The organism is Pseudomonas sp. 2 (assembly GCF_056627435.1).
On the sequence record NZ_JBWXNG010000020.1, the window covers coordinates 99549 to 125568 of the forward strand.

At 59.4% G+C, this 26020-nt stretch carries 26 protein-coding genes; 16 read left to right on the forward strand and 10 right to left on the reverse strand.

All coding sequences use genetic code 11. From position 1 onward, the window contains the following. The first annotated feature begins 233 nt into the window (after positions 1-233). On the forward strand, positions 234-509 hold the full coding sequence (locus AC1MEK_RS26125) for a hypothetical protein (RefSeq protein WP_480399137.1): 276 nt from the start codon (positions 234-236) through the stop codon (positions 507-509). 123 nt (positions 510-632) lie between these two features. Next, on the forward strand, positions 633-3251 hold the full coding sequence (locus tag AC1MEK_RS26130) for an ATP-binding protein (protein WP_480399138.1): 2619 nt from the start codon (positions 633-635) through the stop codon (positions 3249-3251). 30 nt (positions 3252-3281) lie between these two features. On the opposite strand, the gene AC1MEK_RS26135 is transcribed toward AC1MEK_RS26130, so the two are convergent. Then, positions 3282-3515, reverse strand: coding sequence for a hypothetical protein (locus AC1MEK_RS26135; RefSeq protein WP_480399139.1), 234 nt, complete (start codon positions 3513-3515; stop codon positions 3282-3284). Between the two features lie 246 nt (positions 3516-3761). Here AC1MEK_RS26135 and AC1MEK_RS26140 point away from each other — a divergent pair, with 246 nt between their 5' ends. Further along, entirely contained in the window at positions 3762-4322 is a 561-nt protein-coding gene (locus AC1MEK_RS26140) for a type 1 glutamine amidotransferase domain-containing protein (RefSeq protein ID WP_480399140.1), read from the forward strand. Positions 4323-4356: 34 nt separating this feature from the next. On the opposite strand, the gene AC1MEK_RS26145 is transcribed toward AC1MEK_RS26140, so the two are convergent. Beyond that, positions 4357-5697, reverse strand: coding sequence for a cation:proton antiporter (locus tag AC1MEK_RS26145; RefSeq protein ID WP_480399141.1), 1341 nt, complete (start codon positions 5695-5697; stop codon positions 4357-4359). A 289-nt stretch (positions 5698-5986) separates the two neighbouring features. Between AC1MEK_RS26145 and AC1MEK_RS26150 the strand changes: the two genes are divergently transcribed. Genes AC1MEK_RS26150 through AC1MEK_RS26175 form a run of 6 tightly spaced genes read left to right on the forward strand, consistent with a single transcriptional unit; the run spans position 5987 to position 11419 of the window. Continuing rightward, complete coding sequence (locus AC1MEK_RS26150) at positions 5987-6841, forward strand: STAS domain-containing protein (RefSeq protein WP_480399142.1); 855 nt, start codon at positions 5987-5989, stop codon at positions 6839-6841. A gap of 3 nt (positions 6842-6844) precedes the next feature. Continuing rightward, entirely contained in the window at positions 6845-7207 is a 363-nt protein-coding gene (locus AC1MEK_RS26155) for an STAS domain-containing protein (RefSeq protein ID WP_404631880.1), read from the forward strand. Next, positions 7204-7608, forward strand: coding sequence for an anti-sigma regulatory factor (locus AC1MEK_RS26160; RefSeq protein WP_480399143.1), 405 nt, complete (start codon positions 7204-7206; stop codon positions 7606-7608). Before AC1MEK_RS26155 ends, AC1MEK_RS26160 begins: the two co-directional genes overlap by 4 nt. Beyond that, on the forward strand, positions 7599-8618 hold the full coding sequence (locus AC1MEK_RS26165; protein ID WP_480399144.1) for an ATP-binding protein: 1020 nt from the start codon (positions 7599-7601) through the stop codon (positions 8616-8618). Before AC1MEK_RS26160 ends, AC1MEK_RS26165 begins: the two co-directional genes overlap by 10 nt. Further along, on the forward strand, positions 8605-9477 hold the full coding sequence (locus AC1MEK_RS26170) for a sensor histidine kinase (RefSeq protein ID WP_480399145.1): 873 nt from the start codon (positions 8605-8607) through the stop codon (positions 9475-9477). The genes AC1MEK_RS26165 and AC1MEK_RS26170 overlap by 14 nt, the downstream gene beginning before the upstream one ends. Beyond that, positions 9470-11419, forward strand: a complete 1950-nt coding sequence (locus tag AC1MEK_RS26175) for a response regulator (protein WP_480399146.1) — start codon at positions 9470-9472, stop codon at positions 11417-11419. The genes AC1MEK_RS26170 and AC1MEK_RS26175 overlap by 8 nt, the downstream gene beginning before the upstream one ends. A 30-nt stretch (positions 11420-11449) precedes the next feature. Here the strand turns inward: AC1MEK_RS26175 and AC1MEK_RS26180 are convergent, their stop codons facing one another. Next, positions 11450-12307, reverse strand: coding sequence for an SDR family oxidoreductase (locus AC1MEK_RS26180; protein WP_480399147.1), 858 nt, complete (start codon positions 12305-12307; stop codon positions 11450-11452). 258 nt (positions 12308-12565) lie between these two features. Between AC1MEK_RS26180 and AC1MEK_RS26185 the strand changes: the two genes are divergently transcribed. From AC1MEK_RS26185 to AC1MEK_RS26200, 4 genes are read left to right on the forward strand one after another with little or no spacing between them, the layout of a single operon-like run. After that, positions 12566-13237, forward strand: coding sequence for a glycosyltransferase family 2 protein (locus tag AC1MEK_RS26185; protein ID WP_480399148.1), 672 nt, complete (start codon positions 12566-12568; stop codon positions 13235-13237). 5 nt (positions 13238-13242) lie between these two features. Continuing rightward, entirely contained in the window at positions 13243-14271 is a 1029-nt protein-coding gene (locus tag AC1MEK_RS26190; RefSeq protein WP_480399172.1) for an acyl-CoA dehydrogenase, read from the forward strand. Further along, on the forward strand, positions 14259-15026 hold the full coding sequence (locus AC1MEK_RS26195; protein ID WP_480399149.1) for a PIG-L deacetylase family protein: 768 nt from the start codon (positions 14259-14261) through the stop codon (positions 15024-15026). Before AC1MEK_RS26190 ends, AC1MEK_RS26195 begins: the two co-directional genes overlap by 13 nt. Continuing rightward, a complete protein-coding gene (locus tag AC1MEK_RS26200) occupies positions 15023-15667 on the forward strand; it encodes a class I SAM-dependent methyltransferase (RefSeq protein WP_480399150.1) in 645 nt (214 codons plus the stop codon). Before AC1MEK_RS26195 ends, AC1MEK_RS26200 begins: the two co-directional genes overlap by 4 nt. A gap of 267 nt (positions 15668-15934) precedes the next feature. On the opposite strand, the gene AC1MEK_RS26205 is transcribed toward AC1MEK_RS26200, so the two are convergent. Genes AC1MEK_RS26205 through AC1MEK_RS26215 form a run of 3 tightly spaced genes read right to left on the reverse strand, consistent with a single transcriptional unit; the run spans position 15935 to position 19643 of the window. Continuing rightward, on the reverse strand, positions 15935-18136 hold the full coding sequence (locus AC1MEK_RS26205) for a xanthine dehydrogenase family protein molybdopterin-binding subunit (protein WP_480399151.1): 2202 nt from the start codon (positions 18134-18136) through the stop codon (positions 15935-15937). After that, positions 18136-19122 carry an FAD binding domain-containing protein gene (locus tag AC1MEK_RS26210; protein WP_480399152.1) on the reverse strand — a complete coding sequence of 329 codons (987 nt, stop codon included), beginning with the start codon at positions 19120-19122 and terminating at the stop codon, positions 18136-18138. Before AC1MEK_RS26210 ends, AC1MEK_RS26205 begins: the two co-directional genes overlap by 1 nt. Then, positions 19119-19643 carry a (2Fe-2S)-binding protein gene (locus AC1MEK_RS26215; protein ID WP_480399153.1) on the reverse strand — a complete coding sequence of 175 codons (525 nt, stop codon included), beginning with the start codon at positions 19641-19643 and terminating at the stop codon, positions 19119-19121. The genes AC1MEK_RS26210 and AC1MEK_RS26215 overlap by 4 nt, the downstream gene beginning before the upstream one ends. A 190-nt stretch (positions 19644-19833) precedes the next feature. Here AC1MEK_RS26215 and AC1MEK_RS26220 point away from each other — a divergent pair, with 190 nt between their 5' ends. Beyond that, entirely contained in the window at positions 19834-20328 is a 495-nt protein-coding gene (locus AC1MEK_RS26220; protein ID WP_480399154.1) for an MgtC/SapB family protein, read from the forward strand. 216 nt (positions 20329-20544) lie between these two features. Here AC1MEK_RS26220 and AC1MEK_RS26225 read toward each other — a convergent pair whose 3' ends face one another. The 3 genes from AC1MEK_RS26225 to AC1MEK_RS26235 all read right to left on the reverse strand — a co-directional run bounded on the left by AC1MEK_RS26225 (position 20545) and on the right by AC1MEK_RS26235 (position 22471). Beyond that, positions 20545-20937 (reverse strand): RidA family protein, encoded by a 393-nt coding sequence (locus AC1MEK_RS26225; protein WP_480399155.1) that lies wholly within the window; start codon positions 20935-20937, stop codon positions 20545-20547. Positions 20938-21018: 81 nt separating this feature from the next. Then, positions 21019-21513 carry a nuclear transport factor 2 family protein gene (locus tag AC1MEK_RS26230; RefSeq protein WP_480399156.1) on the reverse strand — a complete coding sequence of 165 codons (495 nt, stop codon included), beginning with the start codon at positions 21511-21513 and terminating at the stop codon, positions 21019-21021. 199 nt (positions 21514-21712) lie between these two features. After that, positions 21713-22471 carry an SDR family oxidoreductase gene (locus AC1MEK_RS26235; protein ID WP_480399157.1) on the reverse strand — a complete coding sequence of 253 codons (759 nt, stop codon included), beginning with the start codon at positions 22469-22471 and terminating at the stop codon, positions 21713-21715. Positions 22472-22650: 179 nt separating this feature from the next. Between AC1MEK_RS26235 and AC1MEK_RS26240 the strand changes: the two genes are divergently transcribed. Beyond that, positions 22651-24078 (forward strand): MFS transporter, encoded by a 1428-nt coding sequence (locus AC1MEK_RS26240; RefSeq protein ID WP_480399158.1) that lies wholly within the window; start codon positions 22651-22653, stop codon positions 24076-24078. Positions 24079-24124: 46 nt separating this feature from the next. Here the strand turns inward: AC1MEK_RS26240 and AC1MEK_RS26245 are convergent, their stop codons facing one another. Continuing rightward, positions 24125-24976 carry a LysR family transcriptional regulator gene (locus tag AC1MEK_RS26245; RefSeq protein ID WP_480399159.1) on the reverse strand — a complete coding sequence of 284 codons (852 nt, stop codon included), beginning with the start codon at positions 24974-24976 and terminating at the stop codon, positions 24125-24127. Between the two features lie 118 nt (positions 24977-25094). Between AC1MEK_RS26245 and AC1MEK_RS26250 the strand changes: the two genes are divergently transcribed. Further along, positions 25095-25994 (forward strand): NAD(P)-dependent oxidoreductase, encoded by a 900-nt coding sequence (locus AC1MEK_RS26250; RefSeq protein ID WP_480399160.1) that lies wholly within the window; start codon positions 25095-25097, stop codon positions 25992-25994. Positions 25995-26020: the final 26 nt, after the last annotated feature.

Here is a 26020-nt window from a genome sequence, read left to right on the forward strand (position 1 = left end):
AACAAACAGATATTCCCGCGCATGCTTTTCCTGAGACCAGCGTCAGTCAGGACGATTCCCTGGTTATTTCCAACGGGCGCACAGAAGACATATCGGCCATTTCCAAGTATGCCGCTACCATGCGGGGAACCCTTGAAACGGTCATCCGGACAAAGCTCAGCTCCCGCTCCTCACATATCAGCAACGCCACGCGATGTACTGCATCTCACTTAGCCTTGCTTTCAGGACGACACATGCGCCCCATCATGATCCCGGGAAAAAAATATCGCCTTCGCCAGCAGGGACGTCGTGAGTTTGTCGACGGCTTCATTGAAAACAATCTTTTTTATGAAGGTGTCTACCCCTACCATCGCGTGGGCTTCTTGGACGCAGCGAGCAATCACTTCTATCGTCACCCTAAGAGTTTGAGCCAGGGGGACTGCACAATGGAGCTCGCCGGAACGGTCTCGGGACTGATACTGACCGGCATCGCTGGCGGGCAATATGACCTGATAGAAGAGTGCCCATAACCTGTGAGCAGGTTCTAGCCGCTCTAACGTAGTTGTTTGGGGGCCCCTGCAATCGCAGCTGGAACTAATGGCGTTACCCCCACTCGCATAAGCAATCCTCTATTTCAGACGCCTGAGCCCCACATGAGCCAAACCCCGACCGGAGATAAATTGTCATTCTTGCCCCGTGGTGAGGCTGGAGACCTGATCCGCAATCATGACTGGACATGCAGCGGGCTGGGTGCTCCGGAACAGTGGCCACAGAGCCTGAAAACCGTTACATCCATGTTGCTCATCTCGCCCGTTCCCATCGTTCTGTTATGGGGAGTCAAGGGCATCATGATCTACAACGATGCTTATTCCGTTTTCGCGGGAAGCCGCCATCCTCGTCTGCTGGGGTCAGAAGTCCGGAAAGGTTGGGCAGAGATTGCTGATTTCAATGACAACGTCATGCGGGTGGGTTTGGCGGGTAGAACGTTGGCCTACAAAGATCAGGAATTGACGCTGCATCGCCATGGACGACCCGAGCAGGTGTGGATGAACCTGGATTATTCGCCAGTGCTTGATGAGAGTGGCGAACCCGCCGGCGTCATCGCCATCGTGGTTGAAACGACCCAACGTGTGCAGGCAGATCGCAACCTGCAACGCAGCGAACAGCGGTTTCGTGCCTTGGTCAATGCAGCAGCCGATGTGACTTATCGGCTTTCTCCCGACTGGGAGGATCTGCATCATCTCCAAGGTGAAAACACTGCTACCCCGAACGTTCAACCAACCCTTGGCTGGCTTGAAACCTTCATTCTTCCGGCAGAGCGACAACGGGTAAGCGTTATTATCGAACAGGCCATCCGGGACAAAAGTACCTTCGATATGGAGCATCAGACGATGCGTGCTGACGGCACCGGCGGCTGGATCCTCTCACGCGTCGTGCCGATCTGTGACGACGACGGGAACTTGGTGGAATGGTTTGGAGCCGCAACGGATACGACCTCGCGAAGAGAAGCGGAAGAGACCCTACGCGTCAACGAAAAACGGCTGCTTTTTCTGGATGCACTCGGCAAAGAAACCGCGCGCAGTGCTGATGCCGACGTAATCATGGCAGTCACCACTCAGATGCTGGGTGAACACCTTGGCGTTGCAGTGTGCGCCTATGCGGATATGGAACCAGACCAGGATGCGTTCACGATCCGAGGGGATTGGCATGCTCAAGATTCCTCCAGCATCGTCGGCCAATACCATCTTGCGAGCTTCGGGCAGTTGGCGCTGGAGAAGCTTCGTGCCGGACTGCCACTGATACTCAATGACAACGCAGGCCAATTGCCCGAACACGAAGCGCATACGTTTTTGAGTATCGGCTTGGCAGCGACCGTGTGTATGCCGTTGGTGAAAGAAAATCGCCTCACAGCGTTGATGGCCATTCATCACAATACCCCGCGCGAATGGCAGCCCTATGAATTGACCTTGCTGGCTGAAGTGACCGAGCGATCATGGGCTCACATCGAACGCGTTCGGGCTGAGGTCCAGCGGCGCAGAAGCGAAGAACGCTTTCGAAACGATCTGGAATCACAGGTACAAGAGCGAACCGAGGCCTTACGCGTGAGCGAAGCGAATATTCGCCGCACTGAACAGGCCCTTCACCAAGCTCAAAAAATGGACGCCCTCGGCAAGCTGACAGGTGGGGTCGCGCACGACTTCAACAACTTGCTGACGGCGATCATTGGCAGCCTTGAACTGTTGAGTCGACGAATGCCTCCCAGCCCCCCGCTGAAGCGATTGCTGGACAACGCCAGAACCGGCGCTCAGCGAGGCGCATCGCTGGTTGCTCGAATGCTTGCCTTCGCCCGCCAGCAAGAACTTCAAATGCAACCCGTGGAGCTCTGCGACCTGGTCACCGGCATGAGTGAACTGCTTCAGCGATCCCTGGGCCCGACTGTGGAACTCAGCATCACACTGACGGGCGAACCTGCGTGGGTGTCAAGTGACCCAAACCAACTGGAGTCAGCATTACTTAACCTTGCAGTCAACGCCCGCGATGCGATGCATGGACAAGGCACCATCTCCATAGCGATCGACCTGCAAACAGTCGCCATTTCCGACTCCAGACTCAAGGCGGGCAACTACTGGCGCATCCGGGTAACAGACACGGGTGAGGGGATGGATGAGGATACTCTGAGGAGAGCCGTGGAACCCTTTTTCACCACCAAAGGGATTGGCCAGGGAACAGGTCTGGGTTTGTCCATGGTGCATGGGGTGGTCGAACAGAGTGGCGGTGCACTGCGGTTGAAAAGCCAGCTCGGACAAGGAACCACGCTGGAGCTTTGGCTACCCCAAATCGAATGCCCCGCTGGCCCATGCAGTGAACGCGTAGACGATAGCGACGTTGAGCTGAAGAGTCTTGCACCCTTGAAAATACTGGTAGTCGACGATGATCCTTTGGTGCTGATCAACACCGTTGAAGTGCTCAGAGATATGGGACATCACGTGTGCTCAGCGAGCGGAGGCAACGAAGCCCTGGATCTACTCGATCAGCAACCTTTCGATATCGTGGTCACTGACCACGCGATGCCATCCATGACAGGCGCACAGTTGATAGCATCCATGCAATGCAGACATCCTGAGGTTCGTTCAATTTTAGTCTCTGGCTACGCCGAAATAGCGCCTGGACAAATTCCCGAAGTCCCCCGCCTCTCAAAGCCCTACTCCCGACAACAGCTTCTGAAACTCGTGGATGCGGTAGCAAGAAACTCAACGGGTCCGGTTGCTTAAGGCGACCGGACCTGAATGGTCGACAACTTTTCAAATCTCCCCTGGATGCTCAGGCGTCAACGAATTGTTTCGCTCCACCTTCGTAGCGCCCTCCTCCTCTACCGGCGCCTCATCGTCCGACGGAAGAGGAACGTGATCATCCTCGGCCCCCGGATCACTGCTTGCCGGTGGCGTCGGGATCACGTCCGGTCTGCCCGGTTCCAGGGGTTGAATCGAATCGACGGCGTTTTCGGTGCCGCCAGGAATGCCTGCTGAGCTGTTCATACTCACCTCGCATGGCCACGGAAAGGCCGCGACCTATCGATTTCGAATCGCAGTCAGTGGCTTGGTTCGATGAATTTCACCAGTGGTACACGAAGTTCTGCCAGATCCAGTCACTCACGTCGCATCAATGCCCGATGAGCGAATTCTTCGAACTTCTCGGCAGCAGCAATGCCCACACTGGACGTGGCTGAACGGTTCTCGCGCAGCTAATACGTGCCACCTCAGGCACTTCGATGGAGGCTCACCATGACCCAGGATTTGCACAGCAAGAAGGTTTTGATCATCACAGCCAACACCGGTATCGAACGCGATGAATTGCTCAAACCTATGGAGGCGTTGAGGGCACAAGGCGCCCAAGTGGTGCACGCGACGCTGAAAGGCGGAGACGCGCAAACATGGGTACACGACAGCGAGCACGACGTGTCCGTGCAGTCGGACGCCACACTCAAAGGTCTGCAGGCCAAAGACTTTGACCTGTTGCTGATTCCCGGCGGCACGGTCAATGCCGATACGCTGAGGCAGGACGCCGATGCGCAGCGCCTGGTGCGCGAATTCAGTTCGAGCGGCAAGCCTGTGGCCGCCATTTGTCATGGTCCGTGGCTACTCATCGACGCAGGCGTATTGGACAGCAAAACGCTGACGTCCTACGTGAGTATCCGCCCGGATCTGGTCAATGCCGGTGCAGATTGGGTAGACACTCAAGTCAAGGTCTGCCCCGCTGAAGGCTGGACGCTGATTACTTCACGTCAACCCGACGACTTGCCCGCGTTCAATGAAGCCCTCAGCAATGCTCTGCAAGCGGCATAGGACTCGATCTCGTTCAGCCGATATCAGCGTGCAGTCACCGCCGTTGCTTCCAAGACTCGTAGCGGGTAAGCATGGGCTGCACGCTGATGCCGTGAACGACGATGCTCAGCGCCACCACGGACAGCACCAGGCTCGTGGCTTGGCGGGCGATGTCAGCCTCCAGGCCATGGTTGAGCGCGTAAAAAAGGTAGTAGAGACTGCCGATCCCGCGGATGCCGAACCAGCCCACCAAACTGCGTTGGCGAACGTTCAGCAGGCCGGGCAATGGCATGAGCAGCACACTGAGAGGGCGCAGCAGCAGAAACAGCACCGCTGCGACGATCAGTGAACGGCTGTCCCAATGGTCCAGCAGCACGACGCCGATCAGCGTCACCAGAAAGACTTCCAATGCCCGCTCGATGAGGCTGCCGAAGGCGAGCATGTCTCCCAGCATGATGCCTGCTGCGATCTGCTCGCTGTCGAGGGTGTCGATGTCCCCTTTGACCGCATGCTCGGGCGCCACATGCTGGTGCCCCACGACCGGCTGCACCAGATGCTCTGCGGCCGGGTCCTGCGGGTCCGATGAGGTTCTGACTTCCGCGTGACGCAGCCCGGCACCGGCGGCAAAAACGGCCAGGAAGCCATAGCCGTGAATGGCCTCGGCCACCACGTAGGCGATGGCGATCAAGGCCAGCGCCAGATAGTCATTGGGGGACACCGTGCTGTCGTCATTTTGCAGCCGTAGATACAGCGTCAACTTGCCGAGTCCGCGCCCCAGCCAATAGCCACACAGCAAACCGGCTGTCACTGCCCACAGCACATCCTCGAGCAACCAGTCGCTTAGCCAGCCTTGCTCGGGGTGATTCAGGAGCAGCAGCCCGAGCAGAACGAAGGGAAACGCCACCCCGTCATTAAGCCCTGCCTCCCCGGACAGGCTGAAACGCACGGAATCCGAGTCTTGCGCATCGACCACCTGGACCAGCGTCGCCAGCACCGGGTCTGTCGGTGCCAGAATCGCCGCTATCAGCACCGCGCCGCCCCAAGCCATGCCCAAGCCGAAATGCAGCAATGCACTGACACCCGCGATGCAGGCGACCATGACCGGGCCGGCCAGGTAACTGGCAGCCCACCATCTGCGATTTTGCAGGGGCAGACGCAACTTCAGCCCCGTGAAAAACAACGAGAACAGCACGGCGACTTCGGTGAGGTGCTCCATCCACACGCGGGCCTGAGTCACGTCCAGTTGCACCAGCCCAAGACCACGCGCGCCCAACGCTACGCCCAGGCCCAGGCACACCACAGAAGAGGTGACGGGCATCCATCGCAGATAGGACGACGAGAGCGCCAGCAGCAACAGCACGGCGCCCAGCATGGCCAGCCAGACTATGAAGGTCATCGGTCATTAAACCCTGATCGAGCACGTAATGAGTTTCGACCGGTAGATCGGCCGCATCGTTGCAGGAATTGCTAGAGAACGACTTCGCACTCTCGGCATGTTGAGCTGCTATCTTGACTTCATCGATGCCGACAGGTATCTCGATACGTCGCTCACCTGCCCCAGCAGCAGACCGCCGTCAACTTCAAGCAACGTGCCGGTTACCTCAGATTTTTTTGAACCTCTGAGCGGCGCCGCGCTCTTCCAATGATCAAAAAAAGGCGTTCAAGCCTTCCCAGGAGTTCATTTCATGGCAGCACTGCATCAAAACACCTTGAGCACCCTCACTCGATCCGAGTCTCAACTATCGGACAACTGGTGGGAAGCCTTGGAAGCCAGTGGCTCTACGCGCAATCTCAAGGCGGAAGATGTACGCCAGCAAATCTCGGAGTTTCTACAGCTGTTGGTATCCGTGCTGGCGCGCGGGGCCTCTCAGAACATCACGGCGGCAGAATGGGCAGACACTCGGCTTTTCCTCGAAAAGCTGTCGCACCAGCGGGCGCTGGCCGGTCAGGACTCCCAGCAAACCGCGCACTTCATCTTTGCCTTGAAAGGGCCATTATTCGCCGCGCTTCAGGCCGAGTATTCCGAGCAACCGGCATTGTTAGCCGAACAGCTCTGGGAAATCTCCCAACTGCTGGACCTGCTGGCGATGCACACCATCCGCACCTTCCAGAAATCCCGCGAGGCAGTGATCAAACGCCAGCAGGACGAATTACTGGAGCTGTCCACACCGGTCGTCAAACTCTGGGACGGCGTTCTCGCCCTGCCCATGATCGGCACGCTGGATTCTCAGCGAACCCAGATGGTCATGGAGTCGCTGCTCCAGCGCATCGTAGACACCGGCTCGCAAATCGCGATCATCGACATCACCGGCGTGCCGACGGTGGACACCCTAGTGGCCCAACATCTGCTAAAGACCGTCACGGCCATTCGACTGATGGGGGCCGATTGCATCATCAGCGGCGTGCGCCCACAAATCGCGCAGACCATCGTTCACCTGGGTCTGGACCTGCAAGGCGTCGTGACCAAAGCCAACCTTGCTGACGCGCTTGGACTTGCCTTGCGCCGTCTGGGCCTGACCGTCACACAGTCGGTGGTGTAAGCCATGGAACGGATTCCGATTCTGCAAATGGGTGATTTCCTGTTGGTCACCATTCAAGTGGACATGCATGACCAACTGGCAATGACCCTTCAGGACGACCTGTCCGAGCGCATCAGCAAGACCTCTGCCCGTGGCGTGCTGATCGATATCTCCGCCCTCGACATGGTCGACTCGTTCATTGGCCGGATGATCGGCATGATTTCAGGCCTGTCCCGAATCATGGACGCCGAGACTGTGCTCGTCGGCATGCAACCTGCTGTGGCAATCACGCTGGTCGAATTGGGCATGACCCTGCCCGGCGTCAGCACGGCCTTGAATGTCGAACGCGGCATGGCCCTGCTGCGTGAACGAGCGTACGCCCGATGAGCGCGCCGAGCAGCGGCAGCCATGACATTCGCATTGAGCAGGATGTCGTGCTGGCCCGCCAGTTCGTGCGCAAGCTGGCGCAGGACTGCGGCATGCGCTTGATCGACCAGACCAAGTTGGTGACCGCCGTCTCGGAACTGGCGCGCAACACGATGGTGTACGGCGGGGGCGGCACCATGGATTGGGAAATCCTGGAAGACGCCGGGCGCACCGGCCTGCGGCTGACGTTTCGAGATGAAGGTCCCGGTATTCCCGATATAAAACTCGCCATGACCGATGGGTGGACGTCAGGGGGCGGGTTGGGTCTCGGCCTCACGGGGGCGAAGCGTCTGGTCGACGATTTTGAACTGGACACTGCACCGGGCAAGGGCACACGAGTGATGATCGGAAAATGGATCTGAACCTGGCCGGAAGCTTGACGCAGGTATTACCAATCGAAGACGACAGCCACATTGGCCATGCACGGCGAACGGCGCGCAAGCTGGCGGAAGACTTGGGTTTCGATGAGGTAGACGCTGGCCGCGTCAGCCTTGTTGTCACTGAACTGGCGAGCAACATCCTCAAACATGCCGTTCATGGGGAGATTCATCTGCGCAGCCTGCCTGACAGTTCACCGGGGGTTGAAGTCATTGCGGTGGACCGTGGTCCGGGATTCGATCCAACGCATGGCCTGGCCGACGGTTTTTCAACCCGAGGCACACAAGGCATCGGGCTGGGGGCGGCGCTCCGCCAGGCTCAAGTATTCGATGTGCACAGCGATTCGCGCGGCTCGGTGTTGCTCGCGCGCTTTTACCCGCGCCATGCCCGCGTGCAGGATCGTCGCTACGGCGTCAGCCAACATTCGCTGCATAACGATCCCGCGTGCGGTGATTTGTGGGCCATTTCCGCCCGAGATCAGACAGTGAGTGTGCTGGTCATCGATGGGCTGGGCCATGGTCCCGTCGCTGAAGAGGCCGCCTTGGCCGGTGCTGACGCGTTCTCCCGCCATGCCATGGAAGAGCCCGGCAGCGTGCTGGATGAAATCCATCAGCAAATGCGCGGTACTCGCGGCGGCGCGGTGGCCATCGCGCAATACGATGGGGTGCAACGTCGATTGCAATTCAACGGCATCGGTAACATCGGAGCGATGCTGATCGGCGGAGAGAAACCAAGAGGGCTTGCGTCGCATCCAGGTATTGTCGGTCTGCAATTCCGTCGAGTCCCGACCGTGGCCTATCCTGACTGTGGCGGTCAGTTGCTGATCCTCTACAGCGATGGACTGCAGTCACGCTGGAACCTGCATGACTATGCAGGGTTGGCGTTTCGACACCCGGCGATCATCGCCACTGTACTGCACCGCGACTACTGTCGCGGCAAGGATGACGTGACCGTGCTGGTTATTACCCTGGAGACTTCCGATGACAGACGCTGACACTCACGATACGAGCGGGGCGTCCGATGAAGTGGCGCAGCTAAGGGCGGAAGCGGCAGCACTGCGCGCCGAACTGGATGAAACCAATCAGGGCGTATTGGCTTTGTACGCCGAACTGGACATTCAGGCCGAGCAATTGCGCCAGGCGTCCGACTTGAAGAGTCGGTTTCTCTCCTACATGAGCCATGAGTTTCGGACACCACTGGGGTCGATACTGAGCATTGCCAGCCTGCTGTCGGATGAGCTGGACGGCCCTTTGAGCCCGGAACAGCACAAGCAGGTTTCCTATATCCGCAGCTCTGCGGGAGAACTGAGCGACATGGTCAATGACCTGCTGGACCTGGCCAAGATCGAAGCCGGACGCATCACCATCTCCCCCGCATGGTTTGACATGCTCGACCTGTTCTCCGCGCTGCGTGGCATGTTTCGCCCAATCGTCGACACCTCCGCTGTGGACCTGATTTTTGAAGAGCCTGTCGGTTTGCCGCGTCTCTACACCGATGACAAAAAGCTGGCCCAGATACTGCGCAACTTTATTTCCAATTCACTCAAGTTCACGCAACGCGGCGAGGTGCGTATTTCAGCGAGACTGGAGAGTGAGCACGAAATACGGTTTGCCGTGAGTGATACCGGTATCGGCATCCCCGAAGAACTGCACGGAAAACTGTTCGAAGATTTCAGTCAGGTGGACTCCCCGCTGCAAAAGCGTTTGCGAGGAACAGGGCTCGGATTGTCCCTGTGCAAACGTTTCGCAGAGTTGTTGGGTGGACGTGTCGGGCTGACCAGCGAGCCGGGCCGTGGCTCGACGTTTTTTGTCGTCATTCCGCTGGCGTTGGCGCAGGAGCAGGCAGATGAATAGACACGCCCGCCTGCTCATCGTCGACGATAACGAGGCGACCCGCTATGCCCTGCGTCGACGCATGGAGAAGCACGGTTTTAGCGTCGATGACGTCGGAGCGGGCGCTGAAGGGCTGGCGCTGATCGAGGCACGCTTGCCTGATGCCCTGATCCTGGACGTCAATTTGCCGGACATGAGCGGCTTCGACATTGTTCGTCAACTGCGCGCGTCGCCTCGCACGGCCCTGCTGCCCGTCGTCCACGTGTCGGCGGCATCGATTCACACCGGGGACATCGTGACAGGGCTGGAGGCTGGCGCGGATGCTTATCTGATCCACCCTGTGGATCCAGACGTCCTGGTGGCAACAATCGGTACCCTGCTAAGGGTCCGGGACACCGAACGTGCATTGCGCGAAAGCGAGGAGCGCTTTCGCGAAATATTCGCCAACGTCGCAGCGCCGATCGCCGTGATGGACGGCGACTTGAATGTTCATGAGTGCAACCACGCCTTCACCCTTCTGGCAGGTAGATCAGGCCAGACGGTGAAGCCGCTTTTCCGACAGGGTCAGGATTTTTTGTTGACCGGGCTCTGCGGAGCACTCTCTGCAAGTGAGCGCTGGCAGGGCACATTGAGCATGTGGGTCAGAGGTGACCTTCGCGAGACTGAATGGCGTGTATCGCCCTACCGGGCCAATGGGTTGAGTCTGGTGTTCATCGAGGATGTGACCGAACAACATCGTCGTGAGCAGACCCACCAGCAGGAACTTAAGTCCGTGAACCATCAGTTGGCACTGGAAGTGGCCGAGCGCGCCAAGACCGAAGAACAGCTGTTGCAAGCTCAAAAGATGGACGCCATTGGCAAGCTCACGGGCGGCATCGCGCACGATTTCAATAATCTTCTGACCGGCATCATCACAGGCCTTGAGCTGATCAAAAAGCGTGCGGTAGATGCGCAGACCCAAAAGCTGCTCAACTACGCAGACGCGGCGCTGGCCTCCGCCAAAAGCGCTGCCACGCTGACCCATCGGCTGTTAGCGTTCGCACGCCAGCAACCTTTGGACGCCCGCCCCTGCGACATCAATCTGCACATTCTTTCTCTAGAAGACCTGCTCAGTCGTACGATCGGCAAGCGCATCGGTCTGACGCTGGAACTGACCTCGCGAAAGGCGATAGCCCTTGTCGATGCAGGCCAACTGGAAAGTGCGATTCTCAACCTCGTTATCAACGCGCGAGACGCCCTGCCCGATGGCGGGAACATTCGAATCAGCACGTTCCAGACCCACTCCAAAGGTGATGCCCAGCTCGTGGATGGCCCCTACATCGCCTTGAGCGTGCGGGACGACGGCGTCGGCATCGATCCTAACGTCATCGATAAAGTCTTCGACCCGTTCTACACCACTAAGCCCGTGGGTCAGGGAACGGGGCTGGGACTGTCGACCATTTACGGCTTTGCGCGCCAGTCAGGCGGGGATGTCAAGCTGCGCAGCGTTCTGGCGCAAGGGACCGAAGTTACCCTGATGCTACCCGCCGCTGAAAGCCAGTCGATTCCGCCTCCGCTGCCCGTTGAAGCTGCCGATGCCGGAAGTGGTGAACACGTTCTCGTGGTCGAGGACACCGACTCGGTGCGTATGTTCGTGACTGAAATGCTATCCGACGCGGGATACCGATGCAGCCAGGCGGCAGATGTTAAAACCGCATTGGAGCTTCTCAGGCAAGATATGACCATCGATCTGCTGCTGAGTGATGTGGGCCTTCCGCACATGACAGGACGAGAACTGGCTGACGAGATGCGACGATCGCGTCCTACCGTTCCCGTGCTCTTCATGACCGGCTATGCGGAAAACGCCCACAACCGGCAGGCCTTCCTCGGAGACCGAATGGACATGATCACCAAGCCGTTTCAGAGCCCAGAACTGCTGGGCAAACTAAAAGCGATGCTCGGCACGCCCTCCGAGGATGCGTGATCCATTCATTGTTCTCTGAGCCACAGCAGCTCAGAGAATGGGCTTGCCCCCCGTCACACCGTACCGCGATCCGGAAATGTAACTGCCCTCATCGGAGGCCAGCAGCACGTAGATGGGCGCAACTTCGACCGGCTGACCGGGGCGGCCCAAAGGCGTGGTCTGACCAAAGTTTTGCACTTCTTCGCTGGGCATCGTCGATACGATCAAGGGCGTCCAGATCGGCCCTGGTGCCACGCTGTTGACTCGGATGCCGCGCGGTCCAAGCATTTGCGCCAGGCCTGCGGTGAAATTGGCGATCGCGCCTTTGGTGGTGGCGTAAGGCAACAGTGTCGGTTTGGGCGAATCAGAATTCACCGAACTGGTGTTGATGATCGAACTGCCCGCCTTCATGTGCGGCAATGCAGCTTTGCACAGACGGAACATGGCCGTGACGTTGATATCGAACGTCCTCACCCACTCTTCGTCGTCGATCTCCTCAATGCTGTCATGGGTCATCTGGAACGCCGCGTTGTTCACCAGCACGTCGATACGGCCGAAGGCTTCGATTGTCTGTTGCACCACCGCCGAGCAATGCGCCTTGTCGGCCAGATCACCCGACAACAAAACGCACTGCCGCCCCGCTTCCTCGACCCAGCGCGCGGTCTCCTTGGCATCTTCGTGCTCATCCAGATACGAGATCGCCACATCGGCTCCCTCCCGGGCGAACGCAATGGCAACCGCCCGCCCGATACCGCTGTCGGCTCCTGTAATCAGCGCGATTTTGTTGGCCAGCCGATTGGAGCCCTTGTACCGCGTCTCGCCACAATCGGGATAAGGCTCCATCCGGCCCTGATCACCCGGCACAGGTTGCTGTTGGGCCTTGAACGGCGGCTTTGGATAATCGGTCATCACACACTCCTTGGCTGTCCACACGCACTGTGCATGGGTAAGGGGTGGACTTTGCGGCCCATGCAGGAGTTCGCACTTTCTCGTCGATCGGTTTGAATGCGCTGCGACAGCCCCTTCTCTGCGTGGTTAGCACTGCACTCTGTCGGAACGACGAAACCGTCTTGTGCCGCCCCAGTCAGGCTTTCTATCGACCACTGCATATTTTGCCCTGCGTGGCCGGTGTTGTTCTCAACATCTTCCCCACGCTGAGGATCAGCCATGATCGGTGTCGTCATTCCTGCTCACAATGAAGAGCGTTGTCTAGAGGCCTGCCTGCTAAGCGTGCAAGCTGCTGCTGTGCATCCTCAATTGGCCGCAGAGCGGGTCGAGATCGTGGTGGTACTGGACACCTGCTGGGACGCCTCCCGAGCAATTGCCGAGCGCTACGCCGTTACGGTGATCGAAGTGCAGGCACGCAGCGTCGGGGTTGCTCGCGCGGCGGGGGCTCAGTATCTGATCGATGCGGACGTGAGGTGGCTGGCGTGTACCGATGCGGACTCGATCGTACCGCTGGACTGGCTCGCCGCGCAGTTGGCCCATGGCGCCGACGCCGTGTGTGGTGTGGTCGAGGTGGACGACTGGAGCGAACACGGTGCGATGGTCCGCCAGCGTTATGAAGCCGCTTACATGGATCAGGATGGCCATCGCCACATTCATGGGGCGAACTTGGGCATGACTCGCGCCGCCTATGTACAGGCGGGCGGATTTCCTCCAATGCGCTGCCATGAGGACGTTCATCTGGTGCAGGCACTTCAGGCATCGGGGGCCACGATAGCCTGGAGCCACTCCGTGCGCGTACGGACCAGTGCGCGTCTGGCCTTCAAGGCGGAGGGCGGATTTGGCAGCTATCTACTCAGCCTTGCCGCAGGCCTGGAAGGCGGTGTGGCATGAGGGCGATGAATTCAGATGCCAGACTGACCGAGTTGCTCGGGGATCTGGCAGAGACCGACACTCAGGACCGATCAGCCCCACGGATCAGGACAACAATGCGAGCGCTTCAAGCCGACGGCCTTGATGGGCTGCCATTGCCGGGGTCCGGCGCGACGCTACAGCGTTGGCAACGATTGGCGCAGGTGTCGGCGGCAGACCTTTCGCTGGCCAAGTTCTACGAATCTCACACCGATGCGCTGGCCATTCTTGCCGAATGCAATGCGCACGTGCCCACAGGTGAGGGCCTCTGGGCGGTCTGGGCTGCCGAGCCGCCAGACGCTCGCGTTCGTATTGTCCAGCGCCAAGGTCGAGAGGTGCGACTGACCGGACTCAAAGCCTGGTGCTCGGGCGCCTTGCAGGTGGACCACGGACTGCTGACTGTCTGGGATGAATCGCAGCAACCGCAGATGGCAGCGATCCATCTGGATAGTCGCGAAGGTCTGACCTTCATCGATCAGTGGCAGGCAGTCGGCATGGTTGCAACTCAGACCATCGACCTGGAGCTGACCGATTATCCCGCGGTGCTTATAGGCAATCCCGGCCAGTACGTCCATCGCCCCGGGTTCTGGCACGGCAGCATCGGTATCGCCGCATGCTGGTACGGCGCCGCCGTCGGGCTGGCCCGCCATCTGCACCTGCGCTGCCAATCCCCGAAGGCTGATCCTCACGCACTGGCGCATCTGGGCGCCGTCGACGCAGCGCTGACCGGAGCACGGGCAACGTTGCACAGTAGCGCCGCGTGGATCGATGCTCATCCCTGCGCAGATGCAGCTCGGTTGGCGCAGCAAACCCGCGCACACGTCGAGCACGCGGTGCAGCAGGTTCAGGAACACGTCGGGCGCGCACTCGGAGCGGCGCCGTTCTGTCGGAACAGCCATTTCGCCCGCTTAGCGGCAGATTTGCCCGTGTTCGTCCGGCAAAGCCATGCAGAGCGCGATCTGGCGCAACTGGGCCGTGCGGTCGCCAGCCAGGATGCGTGCACATGGATGATCTGAGCACCGAACAGAACCTGATTCAGGGCAGCGGCACGCCCCTGGCGGCCTGGCAAACATCCCGAGCCTTGGCAACCACGCCGTGGATCGACGCGCATCAGTTGCGCAATACCTTCGAACGTCTGGTGGTGGTCGCACCGCATCCGGACGATGAAATTCTCGGCAGCACCGCCCTGCTCACAACCTTGTTGGGCGAAGAACAGCGTCTGTTGATGATTGCCGTCACCGATGGTGAAGCCAGCCACCCCGACTCGGTGGACTGCCCCCCTGATGCGCTACGGCAACAGCGCCCCTTGGAAAGCCGCCGCGCGCTGGATCGATTGGGGCTGCGCAGCGAGCACATCGTCTGGCATCGGCTGGGCCTGCCGGACAGCCAAGTCGCGTCAGGCATCGACCGGCTGGAGGCGCATTTGCGCATAACCTTGCAGCCGTCGGACACGGTGCTCACCACATGGCGTCACGATGGGCATTGCGATCATGAAGCCGTTGGTCAGGCATGTGCGAAGGTCACTCAAGAAAAGGGGCTGGCCTTGATCGAGGTGCCCATCTGGGCCTGGCATTGGGCCGTTCCTGAGGATGCCCGGCTGCCATGGTCGCGGGCGCGCAAGGTGCCCCTCAGCAACGAATGCCTGCAACGAAAGCGCGCCGCCATCGACGCGCACATCACTCAGTTGACGCCTCAAGGTGAGCAACCTGCTGTGCTCACGCAGACCACCCTGCAACGCCTTTTACAACCTTTCGAGTTGATATTCGTATGACCGTGAACGAAGCCTACTTCGAGCAGTTGTTTGCCAACAGCGATGACCCGTGGTCGTTTCGTACCCGCTGGTACGAGGAGCGCAAACGTTCGCTAATCATGGCCTGCCTGCCCCGGCAACGCTATGAACGGATCTTCGAACCCGCCTGCGCCAACGGCGAACTGAGCGTGCTGCTGGCGCAGCGAACCTCATCGTTGCTGAGTCAGGACGTCAACGCCAAAGCCGTCATGTTGACGCGCGAGCGACTGAGCGGAGTGCCTCACGCCAGCGTCGATCAGGCCGCCTTGCCGCAAGACTGGCCGCAAGGCAGGTTCGACCTAATCGTGCTGGGTGAAATCGGTTATTACCTGACGGCCGAACAGTGGCAGAGCGTGATCGAGCAATGCCGCAATAGCCTGACTGCCGATGGCGGCGTCCTGGCCTGCCACTGGCTGGCACCCATCGACGGATGTCCGCAGACTGGCCGCGAAGTCCATGAACGGTTGCATGAGCATCTGGGCATGAGCCGTTTGGTCACACACCACGAGCCTGACTTTATCCTCGAATACTGGACGGCCGGGCCATTCCGATTCGACTTGAGCGAGCGCACCGATTCATGCGATGACGGCGCTTGCACGTCGCTCAATTCTGAAACCAGATGAGCACATCCAGAAACACGTAAAACAGCATTGCCCACGCTATCGCGACGCCTATGTAGCAAGCCAGAATCATTCGGTCACTCATCAGCGTGCGCTCACTTCACATCAGGGACTGGTCGTCTGATAGCCGGGCGTATGAACAGTTCCGACGAATGATGATCGGCCCAGGTCATCGGTTGCCCGTAAATCGATTGAACGTTTGCCACCGCCACCGACCAATTGATAGATAGCGTTCACCCTCCGCCGGTGCCTCAGCCAAAAGGCCGAGGATCACACCAGCTTGTCGAGGGTGGCGGGAAAATCCCGTACCCGTTTGCCGGTGGCATGAAACACCGCATTCGCCACGGCGGCCGCGACACCGACGATGCCGATCTCCCCGACGCCTTTTGAGCCCAGCTCATTGACGATGTCGTCCTGTTCTTCGACGAAGAACGCATCAATCTCCCCGACATCGGCGTGCACCGGTATGTGGTATTCCGCCAGGCTGTGATTCATGAACCTGCCCAGGTTGTGGTCGGTCAGAGTGTCCTCCTGCAAGGCCATACCAAGGCCCCATACCACGCCTCCGAGCAACTGGCTCTGCGCAGTCTTCGGATTGACCACCCGGCCTGCCGCGACCGCGCTCACTACACGGCTGACCTTGATCGTGCCAAGGTCCTCATCCACCCGTACCTCGACGAACACCGCCGAGTGCGTTGCGGTTGAAAACCCGCTGCGTTGAGGACCGGGCTCTGCATCGATCTGCACCTCCAGCGCACTGCCTTCGCAATGGGCGACCACCTCCGCGATGGAAAAGCGGCGATCACCTATGTGCACGAACCCGTCACCGAATCCCACCTGCTCAACCGGCACACCGGCGACTTCGGGATGTGAGTGGCGCAGCCCCTCCAGCACCTGAGTGCGCAGAATCTGACAGGCTTGCCTGACCGCCGAGCCCACGGAGGACACCGTGAACGAACCGCCCTGCAACGGCGCAGTGGGGAGGGAGGAGTCGCCTAACACGAAGGTCACGTCTTGCGGCATGACCCCGGCCGCATCGGCGGCGATCTGAGTCATGACCGTGTACGTGCCGGTGCCGATGTCGGTAGTCGCGCTGCTGACGGTCAGCTTGCCGTGGGCATCGAGACGCGCCTTGGCACTGGCCTTCATCTGCATGGCTTCCCACACCCCGCCTGCTACGCCCCAGCCAATCAACTCACGCCCTTCGCGCATGCTCCTAGGCACCGGGTTACGCCGGTGCCAGCCAAAGCGCTCGGCGCCCTCGTCGTAACACGCCAACAGCGCCTTGCTCGAATACGGCTTGCCTTCGTTTGCGTTGCTATTGGCAAAGTTGATCCGACGCAATTGCAGGGGATCGATCTCGGCCGCTACCGCCAGTTCATCCATCGCGCCTTCCAGCGCGATGACACCGGAGGCCGCCCCCGGTGCGCGCATGTCCAGCGGCGTATAGACGTCGAGCGGCACGAGGCGATAGCTCAATGCAACGTTGTCACAGCGATAGAGCATGCCGCTCCACTCGACGAGGTGTTCCGTGAAGTCCTCGAAGCGAGAGGTCTGGCCGGTGGCGTCATGCCCGACGGCAACCAGCCGCCCTTCCCCGTCCGCGCCCAGACGCACTCGTTGCGACGTACGCGGGCGATAACCAAAGGTGAACATCTGCTGGCGGGTCAGCGTGACGCGCACCGAACGCTTGAGGGTCAGCGCAGCCATGACCGCCAGAGGCAGTTGATACTGAGGGCGCAGCCCCGAACCAAACGCCCCACCCACGAACGCGGCAAGGATACGGATCTTTTCTTTTGGCAGATCGAAGACCTTGTGCAGGTAGTCCTGACAGTTCTGCGTGCCTTGGGTCTTGTCGTGGATTTCCAGACTGCCATCCGCTTTGAACAGTACGGTTGACGCATGTGGTTCCATCGGGTTGTGGTGTTCCACGGGGGTGGTATACGTCACGTCCACCTGCGTGGCGGCCTCGACGTAATGCCGAGCGAAATCGCCACGGGCCTTGGGCGTCTCTGCCGGCGCTTTGTGCGCGCGGTCGAAATCGGCGCTCAGGTCAGTCTGATGAGGCTCCTCTTCATAGGTGAAGCGCAGCAACGACCCGGCGTAGCGGGCCATTTCCAGTGTCTCGGCGACTACCAGCGCCAGCGGCTGACCGCTGTAAAGCACGCGATCGTTGTACAGCGGGCGAAACGGGGCGCCAGTCGCCGAATCGGCATCACTGTAGTCATCGTCGTAACTGGACAGGTGTGGCCGGTTCCGGTGGTCCAGAATCAGCTTCACACCCGGTGCTTTTAGGGCAGCCGATGTGTCGATATCCAGCACCCGACCCTTGGCGATGGTGCTGGACACGACACTACCAAACAACAGTCCCTGCTCAGGAAACTCGCCCGCATAGCGCGCCTGCCCCGTGACTTTCGCTACTCCGTCCACACGATCCAGCGGTTGACCCACCACAGTACTGAAGGTGTTCATCAGGCATGTCCTCCCATGGCTGCATCACTCAACGCGCGCACGACAGCACGCTGGGCGATCCTGACCTTGAAGCCGTTTTGGCTCAGCGGTTTGGCGTCTCGCAACAGAAGCTCCGCAGCGTTAGTGAAGGTCTCATGGGCGACGGGCTGGCCCTTGAGCGAAGCTTCCACCGCCTTGTCGCGCCAAGGCTTGTGTGCGACGCCACCGAGGGCAAGCCTGGCCTCAGCAATACGATCACCGTGCAGTGTCAGCGCAACCGCCACCGACACCAGCGCAAACGCGTAGGAGGCGCGGTCACGAATCTTGAGGTAGCGGTAATGCGTGGCGAAGCGCGGCGCAGGCAGCTCAATCGCGGTGATCAGCTCATCATCCGCAAGCTGGTTGTCCCGCTGCGGGGCGTCTTCCGGCAGGCGATGAAAGTCTGCGAATTCGATACGACGAGCACCCGCCCGGCCTTCCACCAGCACCACTGCTTCGAGCGCTGCCAGTGCCACGCACATGTCGGAAGGATGGGTGGCGACGCAGGAGTCGCTCGCCCCCAGAATCGCGTGAATTCGGTTGAGGCCGGAGCGTGCCGGGCAACCGCTGCCAGGCTCGCGTTTATTGCACGGCGTGCCGGTGTCGTAGAAGTAGTAGCAGCGCGTGCGCTGGAGCAGATTACCCCCGGTGCTCGCCATGTTGCGAAGCTGTGGAGACGCCCCCGCCAGAATGGCCTGTGACAGCAACGGATAGCGCTGTTCGATCAGAGGATGCCAGGCCAGATCGGCATTGCTGACCAATGCGCCGATCCGCAGGCCGCCATCTGGGAGTTCTTCGATCGCATCAAGTCCCAAGCCGGTAATGTCGATCAACCGGGTCGGGCGTACGACATTCTCTTTCATCAGATCGAGCAGGTTGGTACCGCCTGCTATGAACCGGGCGGTGGTGCCTGCCAGCTTGATTGCTTCGCTGACGCTCTCAGGGCGGGAATACTGAAAGGGCATCATGATTGTGCACCTTTCTGCTTCCGATCATTGCGCGTATCAGACAACCCTTCCTCGACAGCGCTAACGATGTTGCTGTAGGCGCCGCAGCGACAAAGATTGCCACTCATCAACTCCTTGATGCTGTCGCGATCATGGGCCCGCCCTTCACGCACGAGCCCTACCGCAGAACATATCTGGCCGGGGGTGCAGTACCCACACTGAAATGCATCGTGGGTGATGAACGCGCGTTGCATCGGATGCAGTTCGTCGCCGTCAGCAAGGCCTTCAACGGTGGTCAGCTCGGCGCCGTCGCACATTACGGCCAAGGTCAGGCAGGCGTTTATGCGCTGACCGTTTCGCAGCACGGTGCAGGCACCGCATTGACCGTGATCGCAGCCTTTTTTGGTGCCTGTCAGATCAAGCTCGTCTCTGAGCAGATCCAGCAGGGTCAACCAGGGAAAGACTTCCAGAGTTTTGGCATCACCGTTCAGGGTGATGGAAATGCGGTACCGCTCGACGCCGTTGGAAGGACTCGGGTTCATGTAGACCTCACGGTAGGTAAGCCAGGCGCGCAGTGTGCTGCGTCTTGGAGGTACGACCGGAGGGTTTTCGGGAACGTTCAGCCTTTTCGATGGGCGACCTGGCGGGAGCGAGTGATACAAGAAACGACTCGCACACCGCCGCCCTTAAAGGCAGTCATAGCCTCTATGGACGTCTGGGGTGCAGAGCGCTATGGATACATGGTGGCAACAAGTGGCAGAAGCGTTACAACGAGAATTCTCCGACATAGCGGATGCTTCCCAACTGACGCTCATAGCCGTGCACCTCGTAATGGCCGAGTTGCTGGGCGCTATCTTGGGCTTCGAACACGAGTCGCAAGGTAAATCGGCGGGGGTGCGCACTCACATGCTGGTTTCGATTGGCGCGGCGCTGTTTGTTCTCGTACCTGACATTTCAGGTGCGGAGCAGGACGCGATTAGCCGGGGCGTCCAAGGAGTGGTCGCCGGAATCGGGTTTCTGGGCGCCGGCACCATCCTCAAAAACAGTGATCTCGATACGCATCAGGTCAAGGGACTGACGACGGCTGCGGGATTTTGGATGACCGCGGCCATGGGTGTTGCAGCCGGTATGGGCAAAGAGGCCACCGCCTTGTTCAGCACGCCTTTGGCATTGCTGGTGTTTAGCGTAATGCCATGGATCGTTAAATTCTTTGAGCGCAAGACTTAATAGGGCGCAACCATTCGGCACAACAACTTTAGGTGCAAACTCGTTGAAGCTTCCAACGCCCGCTTTATTGGGTCGATAGCAACCGTTCAGACGGAAGGTAGACCTCGCTTTCTGCTTATAGCTGCCCCAAGTCGAGCACCAACAACTTTCACGGCAGGTCGTTATGCGGAACTCTAGACTTGGCTCTTCCGGTCAGCTACTCGTTCCAACACACAGCTATCGCTCTACTGCAACGCATTTGATTTCCACAAGCAGGCCAGGACGAGCCAGTTCAGCGACACCTACGCATGTCCATGCGCAAGTGATCCTGGGAAAGATTGCATCTTTCACGCGTCTGAAAATTGGCATGTGGTGGCGTATATCGACGTGATATGTCGTCATTTCTACGACATCTTCAAATGTGCAGCCACCGGTCTCCAAGACGAGCCGGAGATTGTCCCATGCTGCCAAAAACTGCTGCTCAGGATCTTCGATTACGGATAAGTCCGGCGCCCGACCTACCTGACCAGCGCAGTAAAGCGTTTTTCCCACCTTTATAGCCGGTGCATAGCCAGCACGCTCGCTGAGCAATTTCATAGCATCTGGAATAATGATCTGACGGTCAGTCATGGTCGGGGAGCCCTGAATAGACGGATGCGAACGCTAACCCGGCTGCCAGGGCAGCGTCCCCTTGAGATCGGCAAGCCGTATTTAACCCGCGGCCACTGCGATCGAGAATCCCGAGAACAACTCCATCCCCGCAACCGGTCGCCAGTCGTTCAAAGGCGTCAGGTAGTGCAGTTCAAAGCGCCTCGACAAAAACGCCCACACCCCCGAACGCCGCTCAAACCGGTCGTGGTACAACCCACTGACTTGCACTGGGCCCTTGTCAATGTCATGGAACAGGCAGTTTGCAGCGACCGTTCCTGTTGCAACTTCACTCGCGATCTCTATTAATGGATTTGCCATCCAGTGGTGCATGTGAGGCATCTGGCGCCAGCTGCTTTCAGCCATGGCCAGGATCCCGTCACGGCCCTCGGCACTGCCGAACCCTGGAAGTTCAAGGGTGGCGTCCAGGTGCCAGATGTCCCGCAGAAGCGCCGCATCGATGCGGTCGAACGCGTTCGCGTAAGCGCTGCTAAGTCGATCTATTGCAGCGCGGCTTTCCAGTGCGTCGAGTCGAGCGCTCAGAGTTTCGATGTTCATAATGATCTCCTGATTAAGTAATGATCGCCCCGGCCGGACCCCTTCCTCCGCAATGAAATCCATACGAATGGCGCGCGCGGGTGGGTCAACTGTCAGTACGCGAAAAGTTGGAGTTAGCGCCGGCACTGTTACCCGATGAGTAGGCCCCAGTCCAAGCCGAGGGCAGCCTAGTGTCGGTTTGCGAATGCCCAACGAAACGTCAGATTTGAGACAAGCCACCATCGACCATCAACTCGACACCGTTCACATACCGCGCATCGTAGGACGCCAGGAACAGGGCGGACGAGGCGATCTCCTCAGGTTGCGCCATGTAGCCCAGTGGCGTGATTTGCTCCACGTGCTTGCGCAGCTCGACGATGTCGCTTTCGCTCATCCCCAAACCGTTGTCCATCAGCGGGGTGCGAGTGAAACCGGGGCTCAGTACGTTTGCCCGAATCCTGCGTCCCCCGAGTTCATTGGCCCACGTGCGTGCGAAGGACCGCACGGCTGCCTTGGAAGCGTTGTAGAGACTCAGCCCTTCCATACCATTGCCGGAGCAGATCGAGGCGGTCAGGACGATCGACGAACCATTCTTCATGAGCGGCAGCAGCGTCTGAACAGTGAAGAAGACACCCTTCACGTTAATGTCGAACATAGTGGAGTAAGCCGCCTCACTGGTCTCGCCCAGTGGATTCTTTTCGCAGATACCCGCGTTGGCAAACACAGCATCTACTTGGTCACCCCGTGCCTGGATCACAGCCTTGAGCTCATCAAGATCAGCCTGACGGGAAACATCGGAGATCACCGCCACGGCCTTGTCGCCCAACTTGGCAATCGCCGCCTCCAGCGTGCCTGCCGAACGGCCGGTGATGTAAACGCGCTTGGCACCCTCGGCAATAAGCCCCTGCGCAATAGCGAATCCGATGCCGGTGGACGCGCCTGTTACGACGGCAATCTGATGAGTGAATTTACCTGACATGCCTGACTCCTCAGCATTGGATGAGTGGATCAACTGAAACACCAGTCGAGCCATTGTGAGCGGCATCTGCAGACGGCGGCACTGCCATAACTGAACGTGGACCGTGCATTTTTGTGAGGCGAAAACGGCTGAGAAAATCGCTAAGTTGGCGCCACTCAGTTTCTTGAAGAAGCCCTTTCATGTCACAGAACGCAACCCTCTCCCTCGAACCAAAACGCTGGTTCATGTTCGTCATCCTGCTGGTCGGCGCGTTCCTGCCGCCTCTGGATTTCTTCATCGTCAACGTTGCCCTGCCCTCCATTCAGAATGATTTGGGAACGGGCTCTTCCGCCGAACAATTGGTGATCTCCTCTTACGCGACGCTGTATGCCGTCACACTGATCACCGGCGGGCGCCTGGGCGATCTGTACGGTCGCGGGCGGATGTTCTTTCTGGGATTGGCCGGGTTCGCGGCAGCATCATTGCTCTGCGGACTCGCCTCCTCGCCATGGATACTGATTATCGGGCGTGCCCTGCAAGGCGTGACCGCGGCCGTGATGGCGCCTCAGGCACTCGCATCGGTGCAGGCCATCTTTCCGGAATCTGAAAAGCCCCTGGCGTTGAGCATCTACGGCGCCGTATTTGGGCTGGCCTCCGTGATCGGTCAGGCGTTGGGCGGCATTCTGATTGCCCTCAACGTCATGGGGACGGGATGGCGAGCGATCTTTCTGGTGAACCTACCGATTGCATTGCTGGTTGTGTTGTTCGGGATTCCCGTGTTCAAGGAAACCCGCGCGGCGCATGCAAGCAAGCTGGACCTCTGCGGTACCGCGTTGTCGATCCTGACGCTGGGCGCCCTGATCGTACCCTTGATCGAAGGCCGCGAAGCCGGCTGGCCGCTGTGGGCCTGGCTGTCGCTGGCTGAGGTACCCGTTCTGGCCTGGCTGTTCTGGCAATACGAAATCCGTTTGCACCGCGCCGGTGGCACACCCCTGCTCAACCCTTCCGCGTTAAAGGCGCCAGGCCTGGGCCGAGCACTGTTGGTCGCACTTTGCTTTTATGCGATCGGCGTGTTCTTCCTGTTGTTTTCGATTTACCTGCAAGATGCTCTGCACGCCACACCCCTCCATGCGGGTCTGATCTTCCTGCCTTTCGGCGCGGGCTTCCTGTTGGGCCCACTGTCGACCGCGCAGTTCAAGCGCCTATTCGGCGCTTACGTCAACCCTGTGGGCATGGTATTGGAGGTCATAGGATTCCTGGCGCTGGCATGGCTTGTGTCAGCGACGCCCTCTGACCTCACTCCGTCTGGTCCGCTGCTGGCCGTCATTCTGTTTGTGATCGGATTTGGGCAAGGCCTGGCCCTGCCAACGTTGATGCGAATGGTCACGGGAAGAGTGGCGCCGGACTACTCGGGCATGATCGCGGGGATCACCAGCGCGTCGTTGCAGATCAGTACTTCGCTGAGCGTCGCTGTGATTGGTGGGATCTTCTATACCCTGCTGGGGACGCACACGGACGCGGCAGTGATTACGCATGCTTTCTGCGTTTCCGTTCTCTGCATCGCCGCCTTCCTGACGCTGGGTGCAGGGCTGAGTTTCAGCCTCTTGCGTCAACCTGCTAACGCATAATCCCCTGCTCAACGATGCACCCGATCCAGCAGGTGTCAGCGCATCGTCAACCGGACCCGATCATGCTGGCTGCCAGGTCAGCGAGCGCACGAAGCCTGTCCATCTGGCGCATGTCCTGGTGATAGCCCATCCAGATGTCCCGACCCGGTGGCGGCTCGTCCGGGTCCAGCAGTTGCAGGCCCGGCGTTCGATCGCCGAGCGGTCGCGGCAGGACCGCCACTCCGAGGCCGCTCGCGCACATCTGGGCCTGGACCGTGCGGCTGCTGCTGGTGAACACGGTGCGGGCCAGCGGATATCGCTGCTGTAGCCAATGCACATCGGGATAGTGGGCTTGGGCGATATTCATCAATATCAGCCCCACGCCCTCGCCGTCGGACCTTGGCGCGGCACTTCCGGCGCTCGCATACAGGCCGTAGCGCATGGTGGTCAGCTTGCGGTGCACGATGTCGGGTTCGGTGAATGGCACGATGCGAAAGGCAATATCTGCGTCACGCCGCGCCAGATCGAAGAGTCGATGGCCGGGTATTACCTCGGGCGCGATCAACGGATAGCGTCGAGCCAACTCACGAAACACCGGCGTCAAGACATAACCGGCGAACCACTCCGCACACGAGATTCGCAAAAGCCCTTCAGGCTGATCACTGTCACCGGCAAGGCGACGCTCGATCGACAGTGCGCTCTGCTCCATCTCCTCCGCTAGACCGAGAATCCGTTCACCGGTGTCAGTGAGCACCAGCCCTTGGACCGTGCGTAAAAACAAGGGTTGCCCACTTGTCTGCTCAAGCACCTGCAAGCGACGGCCTACCGTTGGGTGGCTGACACCCAGCTGCTTCGCAGCCGCGCCTAATGAGGCACTGCGGGCAATCGCCAGAAAGACTCGCATGTCACTCCAGTCCATGCCTCACCCCGTACAAAAATGAACGACGAGGTTGCAACAACGACAGTCCCGTAGCAATCCCCCAACTCACATACTGGCTCGCAGGCACGTTCACTCAACAGCAAGGCAGGAGTTGGAGATGAAGATCGGTTTTATCGGCACGGGCAGCATGGGAAAAGCCATGATCCCGTTGCTCATCGACGCAGGGCATTGTGTATCGGCCTGGAACCGCAGCGCGGATGCGCTGGTGGATCTGCCAGACGTACACCCGCTGGATTCACCGGCAGGCGCATTCCAGGCAGACGTGGCCATCACAATGTTGGCGGATGATCAGGCAGTGCGCGAGGTGCTGTTCGCTTCGAACGCTCTGGGCAGCGCCGATAAAGGTTGCGTACACATTGTGATGTCGACGCTATCGCCTGTGCTGATGACGGAGCTTCAATCCGCTCATCACGACAGCGGTGTCGCATTGGTCGCTGCGCCAGTGTTTGGTGTGCCCGCAGTGGCAGCCAGAGGCGAGCTGAATATCCTGGTGGCCGGCTCGCCGTCAGCCATCGCGATTGTCCAGCCAATCTTTGACGTGCTGGGCAAGCACACCTGGCCTCTCGGCGATCAGCCCATTCAGGCGTCCATCGCGAAAATCGCGGGCAACATGATGATCACCCAGGCGATCCAGGCCCTCGGAGAAGCCAGCGCACTCGCCGAATGTTACGGAGTGAGGCCCGATGTTTTCATCCCCCTCATGACCCAAACGCTTTTCCCCTCCCCCAGCTATCAACGGTATGGGCAGAACATCATCCACGGTACGTTCGAGCCTGGCTTCAAGTTGTCGCTGGGTCTGAAGGACATAAACCTGGCCATCAAGGCAGCCAAAAGCGTAAACCTGGAATTGCCCGCAGCCGACGCGGTGCGAGCCAAAATGACAGAGGCAGTGGCCCGTGGGCTGGGACATAAGGACTGGTCGATTTTTGCTACCGGGGTGCCTACCCGCCTGGCCGAACATCCTTGTGCATCCCTGAGATGCCCTCCTGGGAAGTAATTAAGCCGAGGCAATTTCTGGATAAC